The organism is Pedobacter sp. CG_S7 (genome assembly GCF_040544395.1).
Lineage (GTDB): Bacteria > Bacteroidota > Bacteroidia > Sphingobacteriales > Sphingobacteriaceae > Pedobacter.
Genome location: NZ_JBEONS010000031.1, coordinates 1 through 18,575, shown reverse-complemented (window position 1 = coordinate 18,575; position 18,575 = coordinate 1). Strand labels below are relative to the sequence as shown.

The 18,575-nt window shown below is 37.2% G+C and carries 21 protein-coding genes and 1 tRNA gene; 14 read left to right on the top strand and 8 right to left on the bottom strand.

All coding sequences use genetic code 11. The annotated features are described in order from the left end of the window. Positions 1-26: 26 nt before the first annotated feature. The gene (locus tag AAKU52_RS14025; RefSeq protein ID WP_354334578.1) at positions 27-974 is read right to left on the bottom strand and encodes a phosphoribosylaminoimidazolesuccinocarboxamide synthase; all 948 of its coding nucleotides are present in this window, start codon (positions 972-974) and stop codon (positions 27-29) included. Positions 975-1,003: 29 nt separating this feature from the next. Next, on the bottom strand, positions 1,004-1,966 hold the full coding sequence (locus AAKU52_RS14020) for a PhoH family protein (protein ID WP_354334576.1): 963 nt from the start codon (positions 1,964-1,966) through the stop codon (positions 1,004-1,006). A 101-nt stretch (positions 1,967-2,067) separates the two neighbouring features. Between AAKU52_RS14020 and AAKU52_RS14015 the strand changes: the two genes are divergently transcribed. Next, positions 2,068-2,847 carry an SAM hydrolase/SAM-dependent halogenase family protein gene (locus tag AAKU52_RS14015; RefSeq protein ID WP_354334574.1) on the top strand — a complete coding sequence of 260 codons (780 nt, stop codon included), beginning with the start codon at positions 2,068-2,070 and terminating at the stop codon, positions 2,845-2,847. A gap of 34 nt (positions 2,848-2,881) precedes the next feature. Further along, positions 2,882-3,397 carry a hypothetical protein gene (locus tag AAKU52_RS14010; RefSeq protein WP_354334572.1) on the top strand — a complete coding sequence of 172 codons (516 nt, stop codon included), beginning with the start codon at positions 2,882-2,884 and terminating at the stop codon, positions 3,395-3,397. Between the two features lie 105 nt (positions 3,398-3,502). Here the strand turns inward: AAKU52_RS14010 and AAKU52_RS14005 are convergent, their stop codons facing one another. From AAKU52_RS14005 to rpsO, 5 genes are all read right to left on the bottom strand, one after another. Further along, a complete protein-coding gene (locus AAKU52_RS14005) occupies positions 3,503-4,453 on the bottom strand; it encodes a D-2-hydroxyacid dehydrogenase (RefSeq protein ID WP_354334570.1) in 951 nt (316 codons plus the stop codon). Between the two features lie 4 nt (positions 4,454-4,457). Then, complete coding sequence (serC, locus tag AAKU52_RS14000) at positions 4,458-5,525, bottom strand: 3-phosphoserine/phosphohydroxythreonine transaminase (RefSeq protein WP_354334568.1); 1,068 nt, start codon at positions 5,523-5,525, stop codon at positions 4,458-4,460. Positions 5,526-5,638: 113 nt separating this feature from the next. Then, positions 5,639-6,310, bottom strand: a complete 672-nt coding sequence (rpe, locus tag AAKU52_RS13995) for a ribulose-phosphate 3-epimerase (RefSeq protein WP_354334566.1) — start codon at positions 6,308-6,310, stop codon at positions 5,639-5,641. Positions 6,311-6,390: 80 nt separating this feature from the next. Next, a complete protein-coding gene (gene pnp / locus AAKU52_RS13990) occupies positions 6,391-8,526 on the bottom strand; it encodes a polyribonucleotide nucleotidyltransferase (protein ID WP_354334564.1) in 2,136 nt (711 codons plus the stop codon). Positions 8,527-8,640: 114 nt separating this feature from the next. Further along, on the bottom strand, positions 8,641-8,919 hold the full coding sequence (rpsO, locus tag AAKU52_RS13985) for a 30S ribosomal protein S15 (protein ID WP_354334562.1): 279 nt from the start codon (positions 8,917-8,919) through the stop codon (positions 8,641-8,643). 121 nt (positions 8,920-9,040) lie between these two features. Between rpsO and AAKU52_RS13980 the strand changes: the two genes are divergently transcribed. Beyond that, a complete protein-coding gene (locus AAKU52_RS13980; protein WP_354334559.1) occupies positions 9,041-9,460 on the top strand; it encodes an acyl-CoA thioesterase in 420 nt (139 codons plus the stop codon). A 50-nt stretch (positions 9,461-9,510) separates the two neighbouring features. Here AAKU52_RS13980 and AAKU52_RS13975 read toward each other — a convergent pair whose 3' ends face one another. Further along, positions 9,511-10,497: a D-alanine--D-alanine ligase gene (locus tag AAKU52_RS13975; protein WP_354334557.1), complete on the bottom strand. Its 987-nt coding sequence runs from the start codon at positions 10,495-10,497 to the stop codon at positions 9,511-9,513. A gap of 116 nt (positions 10,498-10,613) precedes the next feature. Between AAKU52_RS13975 and AAKU52_RS13970 the strand changes: the two genes are divergently transcribed. The 11 genes from AAKU52_RS13970 (at position 10,614) to AAKU52_RS13920 (ending at position 18,320) form a co-directional block, all read left to right on the top strand. Then, positions 10,614-11,405 carry a PASTA domain-containing protein gene (locus tag AAKU52_RS13970; protein ID WP_354334554.1) on the top strand — a complete coding sequence of 264 codons (792 nt, stop codon included), beginning with the start codon at positions 10,614-10,616 and terminating at the stop codon, positions 11,403-11,405. Further along, complete coding sequence (gene mltG, locus AAKU52_RS13965; RefSeq protein WP_354334552.1) at positions 11,398-12,450, top strand: endolytic transglycosylase MltG; 1,053 nt, start codon at positions 11,398-11,400, stop codon at positions 12,448-12,450. The genes AAKU52_RS13970 and mltG overlap by 8 nt, the downstream gene beginning before the upstream one ends. A 10-nt stretch (positions 12,451-12,460) precedes the next feature. Beyond that, entirely contained in the window at positions 12,461-12,868 is a 408-nt protein-coding gene (locus AAKU52_RS13960) for an acyl-CoA thioesterase (RefSeq protein ID WP_354334550.1), read from the top strand. A gap of 9 nt (positions 12,869-12,877) precedes the next feature. After that, positions 12,878-13,861, top strand: coding sequence for a YihY/virulence factor BrkB family protein (locus AAKU52_RS13955; RefSeq protein ID WP_354334548.1), 984 nt, complete (start codon positions 12,878-12,880; stop codon positions 13,859-13,861). 97 nt (positions 13,862-13,958) lie between these two features. Next, positions 13,959-14,043, top strand: a tRNA-Ser gene (locus AAKU52_RS13950). Between the two features lie 251 nt (positions 14,044-14,294). Further along, positions 14,295-15,506 (top strand): site-specific integrase, encoded by a 1,212-nt coding sequence (locus AAKU52_RS13945; RefSeq protein WP_354334546.1) that lies wholly within the window; start codon positions 14,295-14,297, stop codon positions 15,504-15,506. A gap of 125 nt (positions 15,507-15,631) precedes the next feature. Further along, the gene (locus AAKU52_RS13940) at positions 15,632-16,204 is read left to right on the top strand and encodes a DUF6088 family protein (protein WP_354334543.1); all 573 of its coding nucleotides are present in this window, start codon (positions 15,632-15,634) and stop codon (positions 16,202-16,204) included. Positions 16,205-16,212: 8 nt separating this feature from the next. Beyond that, on the top strand, positions 16,213-16,431 hold the full coding sequence (locus AAKU52_RS13935; RefSeq protein ID WP_354334541.1) for a nucleotidyl transferase AbiEii/AbiGii toxin family protein: 219 nt from the start codon (positions 16,213-16,215) through the stop codon (positions 16,429-16,431). Positions 16,432-16,532: 101 nt separating this feature from the next. Next, positions 16,533-16,829: a hypothetical protein gene (locus tag AAKU52_RS13930; protein WP_354334539.1), complete on the top strand. Its 297-nt coding sequence runs from the start codon at positions 16,533-16,535 to the stop codon at positions 16,827-16,829. A gap of 57 nt (positions 16,830-16,886) precedes the next feature. Beyond that, on the top strand, positions 16,887-17,591 hold the full coding sequence (locus AAKU52_RS13925) for an abortive infection family protein (protein ID WP_354334537.1): 705 nt from the start codon (positions 16,887-16,889) through the stop codon (positions 17,589-17,591). A gap of 189 nt (positions 17,592-17,780) precedes the next feature. Further along, a complete protein-coding gene (locus tag AAKU52_RS13920) occupies positions 17,781-18,320 on the top strand; it encodes a GNAT family N-acetyltransferase (protein WP_354334535.1) in 540 nt (179 codons plus the stop codon). Positions 18,321-18,575: the final 255 nt, after the last annotated feature.

The window sequence follows — 18,575 nt, the reverse complement described above, 5'->3', positions numbered from 1 at the left end:
GATTTAGTAATTACGAAAATACGGTATTAAATTAACTTATTTAAACAGTCCTTTACATTGTGCTCAATCCTATTCAGAATGTGCTCCGCCTCATTCTTAATAAACTTGTCTCCGGTAATTTGTTCGTAAAGCTCAATGTAGCGTTCTGAAATGGAATCAATGAGCTGTGTAGTCATTTCTGGCACCACCTGACCCTCTTTACCTTGAAAGTTATTATCTATTAACCATTTTCTCACAAACTCCTTAGACAGCTGCTTTTGAGCTTCATGGCTCGCTTGTCTTTCTTGGTAACCCTCGGCATAAAAATAACGGGAAGAATCAGGAGTATGAATTTCATCAATTAGATAGATAGTGTGATCAGCTTTTCCAAATTCATATTTTGTATCTACCAAAATAAGCCCTCTATCAGCAGCCATTTCTGTTCCGCGTTGGTAAAGTGCCCTGGTATATTCTTCCAATTGCTCATAATCAAACAGAGAAACTATGCCTTTAGCTAAAATAGCCTCTCTGGAAATATCCTCATCATGACCGACTGCAGCTTTTGTAGTTGGCGTAAGGATAGGCTCAGGAAGTTTGTCGTTTTCGTTTAAACCGTCGGGCATGGCCACACCACAAATACTTCTTTTACCGGCGCTATATTCCCTCCAGGCATGTCCTGCCAGGTAACCCCTTATCACCATTTCGACTTTAAAAGGCTCACAAATCCGTCCAACGGTAACCATTTCATCAGGGACTTCAATTACCCAATTAGGAACGATATCTTTAGTGGCAGCTAAAAACTTTGCAGCTATTTGATTCAGTACTTGTCCTTTAAAAGGAATAGCTTCGGGCAAGACTACGTCAAATGCAGAAATCCTATCCGTAACGACCATTGCCATAAAGCGGTTATCAATGGTATAAACATCCCGCACTTTACCTTTATAAAAATTAGTCTGTTTCGGGAAAATAAATTTTGTTTCTTTTATTGCTTTCATTATTATGCTAAATCGCATGAGTTTTTTAATTATTGAATATCGCCGTAGGCTTTTAGAATTTGCTTTACTAATTTATGGCGTACCACATCTTCGCCGGTAAGATAAACAACATCAATACCTGGAATGCCATCTAAGATTCTAAGTGCATTAAATAAACCGGACATGTGTTTTTTAGGAAGATCAATTTGGGTGATATCACCAGTAACGATAACTTTTGCACTAGGCCCCATACGGGTTAAAAACATCTTCAACTGTAAGTCTGTAGAATTCTGGGCCTCATCAAGGATAACATAACAGTTATCAAGCGTTCTTCCGCGCATAAAAGCTAAAGGCGCAATCTCGATGGTATGGTTTTCGATGTAAAACTTTAATTTCTCTGCAGGGATCATATCATCCAAAGCATCGTATAAAGGGCGTAAATAAGGATCTACCTTTTCTTTCAGGTCGCCGGGTAAAAAACCAAGGTTCTCCCCTGCTTCTACTGCTGGTCTGGTTAAAATAATTCTTTTGATCTCTTTATTTTTCAAAGCCCTTACTGCCAACGCAACAGCAGTATAGGTTTTACCTGTTCCCGCAGGGCCGATTGCAAAAAGTATGTCATTATTGACTATGCTTTTCACCATTTTCCGCTGGTTGGCTGTCCGTGCTTTTATCATCAAACCATTTGCACCAAAAACAATGACTTCACCACCGCCAGATTGATTTTCTTCTACTTTTGAAAGAGGCAGGGATGGAGTGGTGTGAGGGGATAAAATCGTTTCAACCTCATTAGGATTAAGCGAGCTATATTTCTCCAAATGCTGAACCAGCTCTTGAAACTTATGCTCAAAGGCAATTAACTCTTGCTTATCTCCTAAAGCTTTAATGTAGTTACCACGGGCAACGATTTTCAGCTTTGGAAAAGCATGTTTGATTAATTCATAATGCTCGTTATGAGTGCCCCAAAAATGTCCGGGGTCTACGGTTTCTAGTGTTAATTGTATTTCGTTCAAAATATTGTTTTTTAATGGACGTGTATATTTTGATTTAAAAATTGAATATTTGCAGGCAGTTCACTACTTACGCAAGATTAAGAATAAATATTCAATTTTTAATGGCTATTATCACTTTAACAACAGATTTAGGTTCCAAAGATTTCTATCAGGCTGCACTAAAAGGCAGTATTTTGAGCATTTTTACCGATGCCAGTATAGTAGACATAACGCATGAAGTTCCTTCCTTTAACATCTCTTATGCGGCATTTGTACTAAAGAATGCCTACCCCTATTTTCCTAAAGGAACAGTGCACCTGATTGGAATTGATTCTGTATTTAGCGAAAGTACAAAATATGTGGCAATGAAATATAATGAACACTATTTTGTTGGGGCAGATAACGGCATATTTTCCTTGCTATTTGATGGAGATCCCGAAGAAATGGTAGAGTTAAATATTATGCAGGACCTAAAATACCTTCACTTCCCATTGGTAGATGTTTTTGTTAAAGCGGCAGTGCACCTTTCAAAAAGTGGCAAACTAAAAGATATTGGAATACCCTTGGAGAGCATCGAAGAACGCATGTTATTGAACCCAGTGCTCGAGCAAGATACTATTCGGGGAAGTGTGATTTATATTGACACCTTTAGCAATGTCATCACTAATATTACCAAAGAACTTTTCACCAGAGTACAGCGAAATAGAGATTTCACCTTGCATTTTAAAAGAAGTGAAACAATAACACAGTTAAGCTGGCACTATAATGAAGTTCCGGAAGGAGAAAAACTATGTCTTTTTGGCATAAGCAACCATTTGGAAATAGCGATCAATAAAGGTAAAGCAAGCGGCTTATTAGGTTTACACCTAGGCGATATTGTAAGAATTGAATTTCACCAATAGGCATGAACTTTGCTTATTATTTAACATGAATAGGATGACTAAATACTTATTATTAATCTTACTGATGAGCTTTTCTGTAGCTACAATGGCACAAGCGGACAGTACAGCATACCAGCTTCAAAGAAATAAAGTCAATGCATTATTAGTGCAACGTAGTTCGAAATTCGGTCAATATCAACAAAGCTTAAGTTCCAGAACAGGGATTTTTGGAATGCAAACTAAAAAAGACATTAAAAATTCGAATGAAATATTAAGACAAATCACGCTGAATGACAATAAAATATTCCGTGAGATAAAAGTGCTGATGGAATATAAAGAAATGCAAGTACAAAAAGTACAAAATACAGCCGTTGCAAGCAATGAAAGAATTCAACAATATATGCTTGCCGTTAAAAAACTGCAGGATAATAATGAAGCATTAAAACAACGTGCTGAGAAAGCGGAAAGTAAACAAACCACTACTTATTATATAATTGCTTGTCTTGTGTTGGCTTTATTGGCAACACTATTGATCCTGACAAGTAAATTAAGAAAATTAAAGAAGGCTTAATGACAGGTTTAGAGCAGAAATTAAGGCGCTAAAGAGTATTCTATTTGGCATAAGGTAATCAAGAACAAACGAAGGAACCACATTTGCGGTTCCTTCGTTTGTTTATTATTTATGAAAGTGTGCTATAATTAAATTAGCAAGTTCAGTTCCTATTCGCTCCTGAGCTTCATTTGTTGCAGCACCGATGTGTGGCGTCAAAGAAATTTTAGGGTGTTGAAGAATTGCGGCTAAAGGAGTAGGTTCATTATTGAACACATCCAATCCAGCAAAAGCAACCTTACCACTATCTAAAGCTGCAATTAAGGCCAGCTCATCAATTGTACCACCTCTGGAGCAATTAACGATAAAAACACCAGATTTCATTTGATCGAACTCTTTAGCACCTAAAATAGGTTCTTCAGCAAAAGGAGTATGTAAGCTGATAAAATCACTGTTACTGATTACTTCTTCTAAAGAAATGGTTTTAATAGGGATATCTATATCAATATCACCCTGAAAGTTCAATGAAATATGACCATTAAAAGGAAATAAGTCGTAGGCAATCACATTCATACCCAGCCTTAAGCCCATGGCAGCAGTTTCGCGACCAATTCTACCAAAACCAATTACACCTAAAGTTTTGCCTTTCAATTCAATTCCTTTAGCATAAGCTTTTTTCAGGTTATTGAAATTAGTATTACCTTCAACAGGCATCTTGCGATTGGCATCTTGTAAAAACCTGGCACCCGTAAATAGATGAGCAAAAACAAGTTCTGCGACCGACAAAGAAGAAGCTGCCGGTGTATTTATTACAGCAATACCACGTTCTCTTGCGTAATCAACATCAATATTATCCATCCCAACACCACCTCTTCCAATCAATTTCAGGTTAGGGCATTGATCAATTAAATCTTTACGAACTTTAGTGGCACTTCTAACTGTTATGGCATCATAATTCTGAAGTGCTTCAACAAGTTTATCCTGAGGAATAGTATCGGTATCTACTATAAATCCTGCTTGTTCTAATAACGATTTACCAACGGGATCTATACCGTCATTTGCGAGTATCTTTATCATTAATCTAATTATTGGTTTTTTCTTCAAACTCCTGCATAAGCTCAATTAAAGTATGCACACTTGTAATTGGCAAAGCATTGTACATGGAAGCCCTGAAACCGCCCACACTTCTGTGTCCTTTAAGACCCTCAATACCATTTTCCTCTACATATTTAAGAAAAGGTTTTTCCAATTCTGAATTTGTCATCACAAAACAAACATTCATTCTGGAACGATCTTCAACGGCACAGGTTCCTTTAAATAAAGGATTTCTGTCAATTTCGGTATATAAGGCATGTGCCTTAGCGATATTTTCTTTTTCAATTTCAGCAACACCACCTTTTGATTTTAACCATCTCAAGTTCAGCATGGCCACATAGATTGAAAATACCGGAGGGGTATTATAAAGAGAACCAGCTTCGATATGGAGTTTATAATCCAGCATTGAAGGGATTTTACGGTCAATGCGACCTAAAATTTCATCTTTAATGATGACTACCGCTACACCAGCAGGGCCAATATTTTTTTGCGCTCCAGCATAAATCAAATCATACTTTGAAACGTCAATAACCCTGCTTAAGATATCTGATGACATATCACAAACTATAGGAACCTTAGTTTCAGGGAATTCAAACATTTCAGTACCATAAATGGTATTATTGGAAGTGAAATGGAAATACGCACTGTCTTCAGGGATAATAAAATCTTTAGGGATAAAAGAGTAGTTATCGTCTTTTGAAGAAGCAACAACATTTACTTTACCAAAAAAAGGCACTTCTTTAATTGCTTTCTTTGCCCATACGCCTGAATCTAAATAACTAGCAGTTTCGCCGTCGCCAAGTAAATTCATTGGCACCATTGCAAACTGCAAACTCGCGCCACCTTGCAAAAACAAAACTGAATAACCTTCCGGAACATTCAGCAATTCTTTAACTAATCTTCCTGCCTCTTCTACTACGCTTTCAAATTCTGGAGTACGGTGAGAAATTTCTAGAATTGATAAGCCGTCTTTAAAATCTAAAATAGCTCGGGATGCTTGTTTAAATACTTCCTGTGGTAAAATACAGGGGCCTGCGCCAAAATTATGTCTCATTTTTTATGCTTTTATTAAGCGTAAATGTAATATTTTTGTCCTTAAAAACTGCTATTTTCAAACATTAGACTCAATTTTTAAGCAAAATTACATTGAAACAAGACAAAAAAGAATTAAGCTTCCATGCTGTCCTTATTGGTGTTTTTCATGTCGGCAATGACCTGAACAGGATATAATTCGGCAAAGATAGCACTTCCGGCAACAAAAGCATCTGCACCTGCGGCCAATAAACTCTTTATATTTTGTAAGTTCACACCACCATCGACTTCTATAATGAGCTCAGGATTTAACCTTAGTGCAAGGGCCTTAAGTTCACTTATTTTGTTAAAGGTATTGGGAATAAACTTTTGTCCGCCAAAACCCGGATTAACAGACATGATTAATACCAAGTCAAGGTCTGCTATAATATCTTTGAGCAATATTATAGGCGTATGAGGATTTAAAGCTACGCCCGCTTTACATCCTGCCAGGTGTATAGCCTGTATGGTTCTGTGCAAATGAGTGCAGGCTTCATAATGAACGGTAATGATAGCTGCACCTGCCTGAGCAAAGCGTTCAATATACTGATCAGGGTTAACGATCATAAGATGAACATCCAGTGGCTTTGTAGCATATTTTTTAACAGCTTCTAATACAGGAAAACCAAAAGACAAATTAGGAACAAACACGCCGTCCATCACATCCACATGAAACCAGTCGGCCTCACTAGCATTAATCATTTCTATATCACGCTGCAGGTTTGCAAAATCTGCAGCAAGTATGGAGGGAGCAATAATATGTTTCATGAGGTAAAGATAAGAAAAGTTCTAAACCAAAAAACCCCGCGATTGCGGGGTTTTTTTGGAAGTTTATAATTATAATCAGGTTATGATGTTGCACCTTCAGGTTTCGACGGACGAGGCATTAAAGCTTTTCTGGAAAGCTTCATTTTTCCTTGTTTATCTACATCCAATAATTTTACAGTTACTTTATCACCTTCTTTAAACACGCCGTCCATTGTTTCCAAACGCGTCCAGTCTACTTCAGAGATGTGTAATAAACCATCTTTACCGGGCATAATTTCTACGAAGGCACCAAATGGCATGATAGACTTCACTTTACCTTCATAAGTTGCACCAATTTCAGGTTTTGCAGCAATGGCATTGATACGAGCAACAGCAGCATCAATTGCAGCTTTATTATCAGCAAAGATTTCAACGATACCTTTGTTCCCAACTTCTTCGATAGAAATTGAAGCGCCGGTTTCACGTTGCATTTCCTGAATAATTTTACCGCCGGGTCCTATTACAGCACCAATGAATTCCTTGTCAATAGAAAGGGAAACGATACGCGGAGCATGCTCTTTGTAATCTTCACGAGGCTGAGCAAGCGTTTTCTTCATCTCATTCAAGATGTGTAAACGTGCTTCATTTGCTTGTAATAATGCAGCAGTTAAAACTTCCCACTTTAAGCCATTGATTTTTAAATCCATTTGGCAGGCAACAATACCTTTTTCAGTACCAGTTACTTTAAAGTCCATATCTCCCAAGTGATCTTCATCACCTAAAATATCAGAAAGGATAGCATATTTACCAGTTTTCTCATCTGTAATTAAACCCATAGCAATACCTGAAACAGGCGCTTTGATTTTAATACCTGCATCCATTAGTGCTAGGGTACCCGCACAAACAGTAGCCATAGAAGAAGAACCGTTAGATTCCAAGATATCAGAAACGATACGGATTGTATAAGGATTTTCTTCTAATCCTGGTAACACTCTTTTAAGAGAACGCATGGCTAAGTTACCATGACCAATTTCACGGCGACCAGCACCCCTATTTGGACGAACCTCACCAGTGGAGAAACCAGGGAAATTATAATGTAATAAGAATTTGTTGTATCCATTAACGAAAGCACCGTCAATCATTTGCTCATCATCTTTTGAACCTAAAGTAACGGTTGTTAAAGATTGTGTTTCACCACGGGTAAAAACAGCAGAACCATGCGCTGAAGGAAGGTAACCAACTTCACTCCAGATTGGACGAACAGTACGAACATCACGGCCATCTAAACGAATTCCTTCATTTAAAACCAGGTTTCTGATCGCATCGTATTGTACATCATGGAAATATTTTTTAGCTAAGAAAGTAGTAATGTCATCAACACCTTCACCTAAAGAGGCCATGAAATCAACTAAAAGGAGGTTAAATGACTCACCACGTTCATGTTTAGCGGTATTGCTTTTAGCAATTGCATAAACTTTATCATAAGTAGCAGCATAAACCTGTTCTTTCAATTCAGGATTGCTGTTTTCATGAGAATAAGTACGTTTAACAGTTTTTCCAACCAGTTCGGCCAGTTCTTTTTGAACCTGAACTTGAATTACAATTGCTTTATGTGCAAATTCAATAGCTTCCACCATTTCGATTTCAGAAATCTCATCGGCTTCACCTTCCACCATTACGATATCTTTTTCAGTACCTGCAACCAACAAATCAATTGTTGCACGCTCTAAATCGCTTAGGTAAGGGTTAATCACAAATTTACCATCAATTCTAGCAACACGTACTTCAGATATTGGCCCATTAAAAGGAATATCTGAAACCGCGATTGCAGCCGAAGCTGCCAAACCTGCTAAACAATCTGGGGTTATATTTTTATCAGATGAAATTAAAGAGATCATTACCTGTGTATCAGAATGATAATCAGCAGGGAACATTGGACGCAAAGCGCGGTCAACCAAACGGGAAATTAAGACTTCATAATCTGATAATCTCGCCTCACGACGTAAGAAACCACCGGGAATGCGGCCTGCAGCAGCATATTTTTCCTGATAATCTACAGACAAAGGTAAAAAATCTACACCAGACTTAGCGCCAACTGTAGATACTACCGTAGCCAAAAGCATGGTATCACCCATTTTTACAACAACAGCACCATCAGCTTGTTTAGCTAATTTTCCTGTTTCTATTTCGATTATTCTTCCATCACCCAGGTCGAACGATTTTTTTATTACATTCATTTAAAACGTGTTATGGTGTGTTTTCCTCTTTCTACACACCGGATTTATGTAGTTATTTTTTTTCAAAGTAAAAAAGCCATCCCTAAAGAATGGCTTTTTATGACATAAGTGCAATTATTTAATGATATCTCTTAGCTGTAAAGCTTTGATGATAGCACGGTAGCGACTAATATCTTTTTTAAACAGGTAAGCCAGAATACCACGGCGTTTACCTACTAATTTTTGAAGTGACAACTGGGTAGAGAAATCTTTACGATTTTTCTTTAAGTGACCTGTTAAGTGCGCAATACGGTATGTAAATAACGCTACCTGACCTTCTGCAGAACCTGTGTTAGTTTCTACTGTGCCGTGTTGTAAAAAGATTTCGGCTTTCTTTTCTTTACTTAAATACATTCTTGAATGATACTAAAGTGTGTATGGATTAATTAATTAGGGGCAAAGATACTGTAAGTTTTTAAAGATTAGCAATAATCTTTACTAATTCAATTTTCTACTACTTTTGTAAAAATTATATATGGAAAAGAACCAGTACAGCATATTTAAGAGTGAATTAAAAGTGAGACCTGATGATATAGATATGTTTAACCACGTCCATAACAGTAAGTATTTTGATTATGTACTTGCAGCAAGGTATGAACAGATGGATCTATTCTATAAAATGCCGATGGAACACTTCCTTAAAATTGGTTTTGGCTGGGTAGTTAGAACAGCCTATATAGATTATAAACGCCCTTTGATTTTGGGAGATACTGCTATTATCAGTACAGGAATATTAACCATCAGCGAAAAAGGCTGCAGGGTACAGTTTGAAATAGAGATTAAACGAAATAGAAAGATAGCATCTGAAGGCTGGTTTGATTATGTGATGATTGATATCAATACCGGTAAAGCCTCCAAAGTAACCGAGGAAATGATAACGACCTATACCATTTAGCGATCATAACGGATAGCCATCACCAGGAGACTGGAGATGGCTATTAAAGCTTATCCTATAGTTTCTTTCACCAGCTTGGTATAGAAATCATTTAATTTCATACCCATGGCAGCTACCTGCTGAGGGATAAAACTAGTTGCGGTTTGCCCTGGAATCGTATTTATTTCTATGAAATAAAAATCACCTATTCCACCTTGCAAAATAAAATCTATCCTAACAACCCCACGGCAATTCAACCTATTATAAACTTCGGTTACTATTTTATCTACCCGTTTTTTAACCTCGTCATCCAATACTGCAGGTGTAGTTTCGATGGCAACACCGGGTGTATATTTCGCTTCAAAATCAAAGAAATCTTTAGCCGTTTCCACTTCCGAAATAGGCAAAACCGTTACTATTCCATCCAGTTTCACTACCCCTACCGTAAATTCACGCCCGCTGATAAACTCTTCAATTAAGATTTGAGAATCCTCTTTAAAAGCTTTATCCAATGCCTTTTGTAAATCATAGGGATGGGTAACCTTACTCATGCCAATGCTACTACCACCATTATTAGGTTTAATAAAATAGGGCAGTTTCAAATCTTTTTTAATTTGATCGATCTTATAATTACCATTTTTAAAGATCTGGGCAGACTTTGCAACATGCAGTTGGTCAATATCCTGCACAATAGCCTTAGTGTATCCTTTATTCATGGTTATGGCAGAAGTTAAGGCATCACAAGTAGTATATGGCAGGTTAAGCATATCGAAATAACCCTGTAATTTACCATCCTCACCTGGCGAACCGTGGATAGCGATAAAAACGCCATCAAACATTATTTTTCTCCCTTTCAGGAGTATAGAAAAATCATTACGATCTACTTCAACCCTTATGGAATCAGCAGGTTCATAAAACCAACCTTGCTGCGTCAGCATAATTTTGTAAACATCAAATTTGTCGGCATCAAGATTCTGAGCAATAGTAGCTGCACTTTTTACAGATACAACCCTTTCTCCTGTAGTTCCACCGGTAAGCAGTGCTATAGTTTTTTTCATTTTTAATGTTTTATTTTTTAGAGGTGATGAAGCAGTTAAGAGCCAAAAATATAAATTAGTAAGACAGATGTTATTTAAATTCCGATAAAATATTTTTTTAGCCTATTTTTGAGGCCATGAGCAAGTTCCTATCTTATCTAAAGACAAAATCTTTTAGAAATAATCTCTTGGCCGCAATATTTACGGTTATAGCCATCCTATTCATAGCCTTTTTCAGCTTACGTTATTATACCAAGCACGGACAAGGATTAAACGTGCCAGAATTAAAAGGCCTTGAATTTACGCAAGCAGTAGAAAAACTAGAAGCATTAGGTTTACGTTATGAAGTAGATTCGGTCTATATTATGGATCAACCACCAGGGATGGTTATTGACCAAGACCCAAATGCAGGCACATTTGTCAAAGACAACAGAACCATTTACCTTACCATTAATACCTCTCAGGCACCAAATGTTAAGTTACCTGATATAGAATTTAAATCACTCCGGGAGGTACAATCATTACTGGAAGGTTTTGGCCTGAAAGTTGGAGATACCAGTTACAAGGCAGATGTGAGCAAAGATGTTGTACTAGAAGCTTCATTTGGGGGAAACACCATAAAGGCAGGCGATGTATTACCCAAAGGATCAAGAATTGACCTGATTTTAGGTGATGGACGTGGGAATGAAGATGTAGAAATACCCAATCTTATTGGACTCACCAGAGATGAAGCACGTTTTTCTTTAAAGGGATCCATGCTTAATATTGGGCAAGTTGCTTACGTAGGAACAATTACAGACAGTGCAAGCGCTGTAGTAGTTATGCAAACCCCAATTATATCAGACACTTTAACAAAAATTAAAATGGGCACTCCAGTTAACATCATATTATCTAATCAACCAAACCAACCCGTAGTTCCAAATGATTAACGAAAAGAAAAACCTTCAAGGAACAGCAAAAATTGCGATAATAGTCGTTTTAGTCTTGCTAATGGTGGGTCTATTTTTTGGATTCAAATTCTATAAAGTCTATTTCTCTCCCAATGTAACTGATTCAGAAAAATACCTGTACATTAAAACTGGTGGAAATCTAGATGATGTTTATTTTTCTTTTAAAGATAAAAGCATTTTAAAAGACATTGGTAGTTTTAGTCAGGCAGCAGCAAAAATGGATCTTGCACTTAGTTTAAAACCTGGTCGTTATAAACTAATTCCAGGAATGAATAACCGAAGTCTGATCAATATGATTAAAGCCGGTAACCAGGAACCTGTAAATCTTAAATTCCAAAACATCAGGCGGAAACAAGAGTTTTCTGGCTATTTAGCAAAAAGTTTAGAACCAGATTCTTTATCTTTTATTCAATTATTAGATTCAGCTGTATTCCTGGAAAAGCAAGGATTTACAACTGATAATATTTATACGATGTTTATTCCAAATACTTATGAAATGTATTGGAATACGAGTCCGACGGAGTTTTTCAATAAAATGAAAACAGAATATGAAAAATTCTGGACCCCGGAACGCATGAAGAAAGCCGAAGCATTAAACCTAAGCCCAATTCAAGTTAGCATTTTAGCCTCTATTGTAGATGCTGAAGCCATTTACAACAATGAAATGCCAATTATAGCCGGGCTTTACCTCAACCGCTTAAAAAAGGGCATATTATTACAGGCAGACCCAACAGTTATTTTTGCTAACGGAGATTTCAGCGTAAAAAGAGTTACTAATAATTTACTGAAGAAAGATTCAAAGTACAACACTTATAAACATGCAGGTTTACCTCCGGGTCCAATTATGATGCCCAGCATTAAAGCTGTGGATGCTGTGTTGAACAAAAACGACAACAATTACATTTACATGTGTGCGAAAGAAGATTTCTCAGGCTATCATAGCTTCGCTGAAACCCGACAAGAGCATGAAATTAATGCAAAAAAATACAGGGAAGCATTAAATAAACGCAAAATATTCAGATAATAAATAAGTAATGTACGTACACGAAACAAAGATTAGAGTAAGATATAGTGAGACTGACCAGATGGGTTACGTATACAATGGCAATTATGCTCAATATTATGAAGTAGGCCGGGTAGAAATGTTAAGGAGCCTTGGCATGACCTATCATTCAATGGAAAGCAGTGGTGTAATGATGCCCCTGCTAGAATTAAATTCAAAGTTTTTAAAACCAGCATTTTACGATCAGGAGCTGACCATAAGAACTACCGTAAAAGAACTTCCCGGAGTTCGTATCTTTTTTCAATATGAGCTATTCAACGAAGCACAGGAGCTGATCAATATTGGCCTTACTACGCTGGTATTTTTTGACATGGAAAAGAAAAAACCTTGTCACCCGCCAGAAAACTTCATGTTAAAAATTGCCCCATATTTTAACTAAATTAGAATTATGGATTGGCTACACGCGCAATTATTGAAAACAAGGATTTATTCCATATTTATAGACTGGACAAAAGTCTATGTACTGCCTGGTTTTAGCCCATTACCCCTTTACACTGTTGTGGCCTTCTTTTTAAAAGAAATACAGAAGGAGTCTTTACTTAACAAAGCATCGTCTCTTGCCTATAATTTTATGCTGGCAATTTTTCCAGGTATAATTGTTTTGTTTACGCTGATTCCATTTTTACCCGACGGTTTCCAGGATCAATTGATGTCTATTCTATCCTTGATATTACCCCATAAAGCTTTTGATGCTTTCGAAACGACCATTATAGAGATTGTGAAAATTCAAAATGGAAAATTGCTCTCTTTTGGTATCCTTTTCTCCTTAATATTTGCTACAAATGGAGTTGATAATTTAATGATGGCCTTTAACAAGTCTTCCTTAATCATGGAAACACGGTCGTGGTTAAAAAAAAGGCTGATTGCATTAATTTTAACCCTTGTTATATTCTTCTCTATAATCGTTTGTATTGGTGCTATGACCATTGGAGAAATAGCCTTAAATTACATCAACGACGGCTTAGGTATTAAAGGGAATTTAACTTATTATGTGATACAGTTTACGCGATGGGCATTGTTAGGTGTTCTTTATTTTATGACCATTTCAATTTTGTATCGCTATGGCCCTTCCCATTCCAAGAAATGGAAGTTGTTTAGTGCGGGCTCCTGGCTGGCTACTATACTTGCTTTTATCAGTATCTGGGGCTTTTCATTCTATATCAATAATTTTGGTTCATATAATAAGTTATATGGTTCTATAGGTACTTTAATTGTGATTATGATTTGGCTTTATTTAAACTCCTTGATATTGTTGATCGGTTTTGAACTGAATGCAAGTGTGGATCTGACCAAAAGAAGCGTAAAAATCATCAGGCCAAACTTTAATGTTTTCAAAAAACCATCCTTACCAGAGGAAAAACTGAAGCATTAAAAACTTTTCTCTCCTCTGTACTAATGAATTATCATTTTTACTCTAAAATAATTATCGCATAATTTGCAGAACCGGACTGTATTCGTACTTTTGCGACGGAGAGTTGGCAGAGTGGTCGATTGCGGCAGTCTTGAAAACTGTTGACTGTTATAGGTCCGCGGGTTCGAATCCCCCACTCTCCGCGGATAGCAATATCAAAATGTATAAAAACCCTGTTAATGTATCGTTAACAGGGTTTTTTGTTTTTTACAGGTATCAAAATATGCATAAAAAACCATCTCATCTGTGAGTAATCCAGTGAGTCAAGGTAACAAAAGCAAAATTTACTCACTGAAACTTCATAAATAACTGATTAACAACCAGTTCAATCAATGAACATCTTGTCGAAATCTGGCTAATAGTTTAATTTTAAACCAATTTTCAGTGAGTAATCATGGACAGTAACCTAAAAACCCTTTTCTACCTAAAAAAACCTAGGAACTTCACAAGTGGCCCAATACCGATTTATCTGCGAATAACGATTGATTTACTGCCTAAAGAGCTGTCGACTGGCTACAGTTGCCTGGCCCAACATTGGGACGTTAAAACCAAGCGTGTAAAGAACATTGCTGCAGAAGATGCAAAAACTAATGACGCGCTCACACATTTAGAAGACAAAGTAAAAGATAATTACAGGTACTTACGAGAAATGGATCCGGATTTAGTGATCACATCGTGTGAACTTAAGGATAGGCTCAAAGGAAAAATCCCCAAAGCTCAGACCTTACTTGGTGTATTTCGCGAACACAATGCCAAAGTAAAAGCATTAGTTGGACGAGAATTTGCCGCAGGGACACTAGAACGCTATGAAACATCATTGAAACATACAGCAGACTTTATCAGCTTTAAATACAAATGCCATGATTTATCTGTCAGCCGCATCAATCATGTTTTTATAGCAGAGTATGACTTTTACTTACGGACAGTGCGTAACTGCAATAACAATTCGACGGTCAAGTATATGAAAAACTTCAAAAAGATCATCTTGATCTGCCTGGCAAGTGGCTACATTACAATCAACCCGTTTCTAACCTATAAAACGAAATTGAAACCCGTGAACCGTACTGCCCTTACCAATGAAGAATTGCAGGCCCTGACAAACAGACATTTCAAAATAGACCGGTTAATTTTGGTAAGAGACATATTTTTATTCTGCTGCTACACTGGACTAGCCTACGCCGATGTCAAAGGGCTCAATCGCGGTAACCTAATCACAGGAGTAGATGGTGAACTTTGGATTCAATCCTTCCGGCAAAAAACAGGAACGCCCGTTAAAGTCCCATTACTCGATTTTGCCCTCAAACTGATAGAAAAGTATATAGATCATCCCAAACGTGAATTCAATGTATTTCCCGTATTGTCAAATCAAAAAATGAATGCCTACTTAAAAGAAATAGCTGACCTTTGCGAGATCAGTAAGGACTTAACATTTCACATCGCAAGGCATACTTTTGCTACGACCATCACCCTATCGAATAACGTACCTATAGATACCGTTTCAAAAATGTTGGGACACACTAACATCAGGACAACTCAACTATACGCAAAGACTATGGAAAAGAAAATTAGTGGCGACATGGCCATGCTCAAAACTAAGCTAGTATAAAAGGTGCTACAAGAGGCGCCCGAGATACACCGTTATCCTTTATTAATTTTTGCATGAATTTTCAATAAAATTTATTACATCATAAATAAAAATTCATTACCTTTATACCTGAAATATAAAGCGTTGTGAATAAACTAGAGGAATTAAAAAAACATCTAAAGAAAGGTAAAGTGTACCGCAGAGCCGATTTGACCGAATGGTCCAAGTCAGTAGATCGGCACCTTGATGAGCTTTTGAAGGAAGGAACGCTTCAGAAGCTTTCCCAGGGTGTATATCATTACCCTAAAGATACCGTTTTTGGTAAAACTCCTCCAACAGAAGAAGATCTGGTAAAAACTTTTTTAAAAGACGACAGGTTCCTGCTCACCTCTCCTAATGCCTACAATAGCCTGGGCGTTGGAACAACGCAGTTATATAATAAAAGAACCGTTTACAACCATAAACGTCACGGCATTTTTAAATTGGGAAATAGAAGTTTCGATTTTCAGGTTAAACCACATTTTCCGGTAAAGCTTACCAAGGAATTTCTATTGGTAGATTTAGTCAACAATTTAGATAAGGTTGCAGAAGATAAACAGACATTGCTGAACAATGTATTGTCCCGTGCAGCTACCATGGATAAAAGAAAACTAAAAAAATCTGTCACCGAATACGGCGGAGCAAAAGCTAAAAAATTACTTGCATCACTTATCAACTAAGACCCAATATGGTTGCCGATTACCTGCATAATCACAAACAGTTTAATGATCTGTTAAGAATACTCGAGGAAGAAACCGGCATTCTGGCAGGTCTGATTGAAAAAGACTACTGGATTATGCATGTTTTATCTGGTTTACAAAAAAATGGATTTGAATTTGAATTGAAGGGCGGAACATCCCTATCCAAGGGCTTTAAAATCATCGAGCGCTTCTCTTATCAAAAGTAAATCGTTATCAAAAGTGCATTTCTATCATCTCTAAAAATTTAAAGATGGTGACCGAAAGCAAATGCTTTTTTTAACGATATTTGTTTGAAAGCTAAATTAATTTGGAAATAAATACGATAATACTACCGCTTTATCAGGAACTGATCAAACAGAAATTTACCAGCTTCATGCAAGATACGAACTTTGTCCGCGTCTGTAACCAAGCGGGCATTTCCAATGAGTATGCCGCTGCAAATAATAGTGCAGTGGAGGCTGCAAAGACTTCGTATTTCGGCATCTTTTATGCAGGAATGGAGAGTTTTGAGGGTCTGCTGGCTGACCTACTCAACAAAACCTATTCCTCGCATCAATCAACTTTTGCAGACATCATTTGCACTCTTGTCATTGCAGATCTTTAGTCTGCATCACGACTGATCATTATAGAGGAAATTCAAAAAGACCTTAAATCACTTGGATTGAGCCCGCAGAAAATGCAGGAACTTATGAATGCCTACCAGAAATACGATTCGAATGATGCACTGAAGGTCCAGATCTTGATTTCTGATCTCGAATCACATGGCACGAATGGCTTAGCGGACGAAAATCACTATGCCCGGTTGCGCGGAAGCCTACTTTCAAAGGCCAGCCTAAAAGATAAGCTACCACACTTTTTGGTCGAGTATAACAGCCTACACGCTTTTAGAAAGTTTGCCCAAAGCCTTGGAGGCTATGCGGTACGAAGAGAATATATCTATAGCCATTTTGCATCGTTGATTGATCTGGTGTCAAAAGTTAGCAAAAGCCATATTGCTGAGGCGATTGTCATCGATAACGCCTATATCAGAATAACCTGGCAGAAGGCAATGGACAGGATGACTGAAGATCCTGAAGGTGCGATCACTATTGCACGAACCCTAATAGAAACTGTATGCAAACATATTCTGGATGAATCAGGATCAGCTTATGATGACGGTGCAGATCTGTCTGTGCTTTACAAAAGTGCATCTGGAATATTGAACCTATCACCGGACCAACATACACAGCCGATCTTCAAGCAGATTTTAAGTGGCTGCTTTTCTGTTGTAACTGGACTTGGGAGTATCCGCAATAAGATAAGTGATGCCCATGGTATCAGTGAAACCAGGGTCAGACCTCAGCGCGACATGCAGGCCTTGCTGTAAACCTTTCAGGTGCAGTCTGCCAGTTTCTTTTGGATAGTTTTAGGGATCTGAAGAAATAAGTAATAGCCTAGCCATTAGGCAAGGGTAAGAAACCGAACTATGGAATGTGGATCAAAATAATTGCCATTTTATAAATTCCGCACTAGAATACATAAAAATAGTTTAGTTTTCTATTTTTTTGAAGTATTTATGTTTAAACCCTTTTATTTCGAAAGCAAAGATCTTTGTGTACATCCCTTCCGTTCTGAAGATATGAATAGGCTTGATCAATTATCCCAAGATATTTTCAGCCTATTATCCGACAATAAAACATTACAATTTATCCCCGAAAAACGGCTGAACGATGAAAAAGAGGCTGAATCTTTCTTGCGGTCTACCATTATAAACTACCACGCAAACCGCAATTATGTTCATTTTATCACCAGTAAGCACACCGGAAAAGTAATTGGAATCATTGACTTGATTTCTCCGCATGTTGCAAAGGAACATTACAAAATGGACGATTATCCATACTTTATTGAGTTTTACCTTAGTGGATACGCTTCTGGATGCTACATTATGACCGAGATCCTGCCGCTGATAGTGGAATATATCCTCGAGCAAGGAATCAGAAAAATAGGAGCTGTTATCAACAGAAAAAACATTGCAGCAAGAAAAGTACTTGAAAAATCAGACTTCGTTTACAAAACACAATTTGATCCAATTCAGGACCTATACGAAACCATTTAAGGAATCAGGATATTGAGTATTCCTTCATTGAAAGCGGTCTACTCTTGATGCAGATAAAAAAGCTGCCTACATCAAGAATATTGGATAAACCATTTTAGTTGATCCATCTTCGGTAATATAAAATCTCTCTATAACTATCTGACTATAAAGGGGAATTACTTCAGGGTCAACGCATAAAAATAGTTAAAAATCAGATGCTTGTTAACATTTTGTGGATTTCGTGTTAGGATTTTTTTGTTTGTTTTGCTTTATTTA